Source organism: Frankia sp. CcWB2, from assembly GCF_977927585.1.
Map to the genome: position 1 here is coordinate 1,726 of NZ_CDWRCM010000248.1, position 4,072 is coordinate 5,797.

A 4,072-nucleotide genomic window follows, 5' to 3' on the forward strand; every position below is an offset into this window, starting at 1 on the left:
CCACAGGTCTGCAACAGCAGCAGGACGGAGAGGAGCCGGCCGGCACGCATGCCCGATGCTCCCCGGGCCATACCTGCCAGGAGAAGTCAGGTATGGCTTCGAGGATGGGATCCGACACATCGACACCGGAACGCGAAGGAGATCGCCATGGCGGGAACGGACCCGGCTCGGGAGATGGGTGTGGAGAGGGCCGGGGGCGCGGCCGCTACCGGTGCGGCGACTGGGTCCGCAAGTGCTGGCTCCGCGAGTGACGTGGCGGCGACCTGGGCCGGGCTGATGCTCGACTGCCCGGACGCGAAGGAGCTCGCGACCTTCTACGGCACGTTGACCGGGTGGGGCGTCGCCGGCACCGACGACGAGGGGTCCTGGGCGTACCTCACCCCACCGGGGACCGAGATCATGATCGGTTTCCAGCGGGTGGCGGGCTACCAGCCGCCGCGCTGGCCGGACCAGGACGCCCCGCAGCAGTTCCACCTGGATTTCCGGGTCGCCGGCCTGGACGCCGCCATCGCCCTGGCGGAAGGCCTCGGCGCGAGGCAGGCCGAGTTCCAGCCGGGTGGGGACCGGTGGCGGGTGCTTCTCGACCCGGTCGGTCACCCGTTCTGCCTCTGCCCGCCGGCCGCCGCCGGCTGACCGCCGAGCCGCCCGTGCTGGTCAGGGCAGGTCGTTGGTCAGGGCAGGTTGTAGACGCGGCGGGCGTTGTCCGCGCAGATGAGCCGGGCGACCCGCTCGGCGTCCGCCGCGGTCCAGGCGTCGTCGGCGACTCCCGCCGCGAGGAACGCCGACAACCCACGCCGGAACAGGACGGCCCCGAGCAGGTACAGCTCGCCGAGCGCGAAGGCGTCGGTGGAGAAGAGGAACTTGCCGAACGGGGCGAGTTCGAGTGCCTGCGTGAGCAGGCCGGCCGAGCCGCGGCCGCAGTTGTGGATGGCGCGCCCGAGGTCGAGGTAGACATTCGGGAACACCTGGGCTAGGTAGCCGGCCTCCCGGTGGAACGGGTAGCAGTGCAGCAGCAGCACACTGACCTCGGTCGGTGCTATCGCCCGCAGCAGGCCGGTGAGCAGCAGTGGGTTGCCCCGGCGCAGGTCGATGTCGCAGTCCCCGTACCCGACGTGGATCTGGATGGGTAGCCGCGCGTCGACCCCGCACCAGATGAGGAAGGCGTGCAGGGTGGGGTCCGTCAGCCGGATCGGGGCGCCGGCGCGGATCTCGTGGATCCAGCCGCGGGCGGCGGCGGCGACCTCGCGGTCGGTCGGTCGCTGTGCGGGCAGCTCCAGGCCACCGCGGTAGGCCGCGACCGACTTCACCGCGACCATGGTGGGGCGGGCGGACTCGAGCCGGGCCCGCACGGTGTCGGCGAGGTGGGTCATGCCGATCTGCCCGGTGATGACGTCGACCGCGACCTGCTCGGCGACCCGCTCCAACCGCACCACATCCACGCCGCGTCCGCCGGCGAGCTCGGCCAGCTCCGCGGCGCTGGTCAGCGGCTCCGGTTGAAATCCGGCGTCGACGCAGAACGTGATGATCCCGCAGGCACGCAGCAGCCGCCGGTGCACCTCGGCGTGGCCAAGCTCCGCCCGGCGTTCGAGGTAGTCTTCCGGTGCGGCATGCGCCGGTAGGTCGAGCACCGGCGCGCACCAGCGCCGCAGGGCGAAGCCGATCTGGCTGTCGAACAGCGTCGTCCCCGGTGGTCCGGGGTGTTCCGCCTCGGTGATCATGCTTTCGAATTCCGGGCGAGTCAGATCGCGGCCGACCAGACCATGGCAGTGGTGGTCGACAAGCTCGTGATCGACGAACGGTTCCACCGGGCGGCCCACCCATCGATGATCCCCCCTGGAAGGTGAGGTCATGCCTGACCGTACTGGACACACTCGGTCATCCTTAGGTCCACAGCGGCCCTGTGGATAACTTGTGGATTACTCCTGGCTCCCTGGGGACAGTCGTTCTGAAAGTCGATGATGTTGCCGTGTTTTCATCTCTTCTTGCGTCGGCGCCAGCTGTGGACAACGCTCGGAGCGCTTGTGATGAACAGATGGCTTCTCCTTCGATCCGGCCGAATTTTGTCGCTCTCCGTAACATCGTGGGAGAGTGAGGGGCCGCCGTGCCGTGCGCTCCGCCCGGCGTCTGGCAGGCGTACGCGCGACCATGGGGACAGGGGAGACCCGTGGGGAAGGTGAGGATGAACGAGCCTGCGTTGGACGAGTTCGCCCCTCGGATTATCGCCGGAGAGGATCGTAGGCGTGATCGGCTCGCCGCGGCGGCCCGGCACGCGGCGACGAACCTGGAGGTACGCGGCGTCGTCTGTGTTGCGGTGACCTACGTCGACAACAGTGGCATCACTCGGATGAAGGGGGTGCCGATCGGCCGGCTCGACGCGGCGGCGGTGTGGGGCGTCGGCGTGTCGCCGGTGTTCGACGTGTTCGGCGCCGATGACTCGATCACGGCGGGACGGTACGCCGGAGGTCCCGTCGGGGATCTGCGGCTGCATCCCGACCTGGACCGGCTGACACCCCTTGCGGCCCAGCCCGGCTGGGCCTGGGCCCCCGCCGACCGCCGTGACCAGGACGGCCGACCGCACCCGCAGGACGGCCGGGAACTCGTCCGCCTCCAGACGGCACTGCTCGCCGAGCACGGCCTGACGGCGATGATGGCGTTCGAGGCCGAATGGGCCGTCTCCCCGGCCGGTTCCGACGAGTTCGCCCCGGCCGCTCCCGGGCCGGCGTACGGGATGATCAGGGTGGCCGAACTCGGTGACTACCTGCGGGACGTGGTCACCGCGCTCACCGAGGAGGGGCTGGTCGTCGAGCAGATCCATCCCGAGTACGCGGCCGGTCAGTTCGAGGTGTCCGTCGCCGCGCAGGACCCCCTCGGCGCCGCCGACACGTGCGTGCTGGTCAAGGAGACGGTGCGCGGCGTCAGCAGGCGCCATGGCCTGCGCGTCTCGTTCGCCCCCAAGGTGCTCGTCGACAGCGTGGGTAACGGCGGCCACGTGCATCTGAGCCTGTGGAGCGACGATCCCGACCGACCGCCGGCCCCGGCCCGGCCTGCGGTCTCGGGCGGGGGCCCGGGCGGGGCGAACTCCGGTGGCCCATACCCGGGGGGCCCATACCGGGGGGGCCCAGCCCGGGCCGGCGGGGGATCCGCCCGCCCGGGCCGGATCAACCTCATGGCGGGTGGCAACGGGCCGCTCGGACTGACCGCTGCCGGGGAGGCGTTCGCCGCCGGGATCCTCGGCCGGCTGCCGGCGCTGATGGCTCTCGGCGCCCCGAGCGTTGCCTCCTACCTGCGACTGGTGCCATCGACGTGGGCGGGTGTCCACGCCTGCTGGGGTCGGGAGAACCGGGAGGCCGCGCTGCGGATGATCCCCGGGCCGCCGGCCGCGGCCGGCCAGGCGGCGAACCTGGAGGTGAAGTCCTTCGACCTTGCCGCGAATCCCTACCTTCTGGTGGCCGGTCTGCTGGCCGCCGGGCAGGCGGGGCTCGCGGCGGCGGCCGCGTTGCCGGAGCCGGTGGGCGTCGACCCGGCCTCGCTCGACCCCGCCGAACGGGCCCGCCGCGGCATCCGGCGCCTGCCCACCAGCCTGGGCGAGGCGGTCGCCGCCTTCGAGGCCGACGAGGTGTTGCACCGCGCCCTGGGACGGGAGCTGCACGACGCGGTCGCCGCCGTCCGGCGCGCGGAGATCGACCGCTTCGCCGAGGCTGACCCGGCTGCCGTCGTCGCGGCGACCCGCTGGCGGTACTGACCCGCCGGCGGTGCTGACCGGGTGTCAGCCCACCCGGCGCAGTCCGGCCGTGGCGGCGGCCCGCTCCAGGTCCTCGACGCCGAAGGCGTCGACCGGGCCAAGCGCGCCGGCGCGGGCGACGGTGCCCGCGGCGAGATGTCCCGCCATCCACGCCATGATCCGAGCGGTGAAGGCATAGGGGTCGCGACCTTCCAGCCGCACGGTGGCGAGTTCCCGGCCGGCGGCGTCCCGGGCGAGCGCGAACACCTGCGCCCCGGCGCGGGCCCGCGCCGCCCGGTCCGGTCCGCGGCCGGTCGTCCGCAGGGCGGACCGGGCGGCGGCGGCCAGCAG

Annotated in this window: 3 protein-coding genes and 1 pseudogene; 2 read left to right on the forward strand and 2 right to left on the reverse strand. The window is 72.5% G+C overall.

Translation table 11 applies throughout. The annotated features are described in order from the left end of the window. Window positions 1-147 precede the first annotated feature (147 nt). Window positions 148-633: a VOC family protein gene (locus ACY45C_RS19555; protein ID WP_462189021.1), complete on the forward strand. Its 486-nt coding sequence runs from the start codon at window positions 148-150 to the stop codon at window positions 631-633. Between the two features lie 38 nt (window positions 634-671). Here ACY45C_RS19555 and ACY45C_RS19560 read toward each other — a convergent pair whose 3' ends face one another. Further along, window positions 672-1,817 (reverse strand): amidohydrolase family protein, encoded by a 1,146-nt coding sequence (locus tag ACY45C_RS19560; protein WP_462189022.1) that lies wholly within the window; start codon window positions 1,815-1,817, stop codon window positions 672-674. Between the two features lie 362 nt (window positions 1,818-2,179). Here ACY45C_RS19560 and ACY45C_RS19565 point away from each other — a divergent pair, with 362 nt between their 5' ends. After that, complete coding sequence (locus ACY45C_RS19565) at window positions 2,180-3,742, forward strand: type I glutamate--ammonia ligase (RefSeq protein ID WP_462189023.1); 1,563 nt, start codon at window positions 2,180-2,182, stop codon at window positions 3,740-3,742. Between the two features lie 24 nt (window positions 3,743-3,766). Here the strand turns inward: ACY45C_RS19565 and ACY45C_RS19570 are convergent. After that, window positions 3,767-4,072, reverse strand: a pseudogene (locus tag ACY45C_RS19570) (saccharopine dehydrogenase); the annotation flags it as partial.

Coding starts and splice junctions, on each gene's coding strand:
- ACY45C_RS19565 (WP_462189023.1), top strand. CDS start 2,180: ATGAACGAGCCTGCGTTGGACGAGTTCGCCCCTCGGATTATCGCCGGA.
- ACY45C_RS19555 (WP_462189021.1), top strand. CDS start 148: ATGGCGGGAACGGACCCGGCTCGGGAGATGGGTGTGGAGAGGGCCGGG.